The 210-nt window shown below is 54.3% G+C and carries 1 protein-coding gene; it reads right to left on the reverse strand.

Translation table 11 applies throughout. From position 1 onward, the window contains the following. On the reverse strand, positions 1–210 hold a 210-nt coding region (locus WH277_RS02245; protein WP_339504166.1), incomplete at both ends, for a hypothetical protein.

The raw sequence follows: 210 nt of genomic DNA on the forward strand, positions 1-210 counted from the left end.
TTAGCTGTTTTCAGTGCGGTATCCGCAAGACCTTTACGCGCACCGTGCGTGGAGATGAAGTACTGGAGTACGTTCAGACCTTCACGGAAGTTCGCGGTAATTGGCGTCTCGATGATGGAACCATCTGGTTTCGCCATCAGACCACGCATACCGGCCAGCTGACGAATCTGTGCTGCAGAACCACGCGCACCAGAGTCGGCCATCATAAAG

The organism is Erwinia sp. MYb416, from assembly GCF_037479575.1.
GTDB classification, from domain to species: domain Bacteria; phylum Pseudomonadota; class Gammaproteobacteria; order Enterobacterales; family Enterobacteriaceae; genus Erwinia; species Erwinia rhapontici.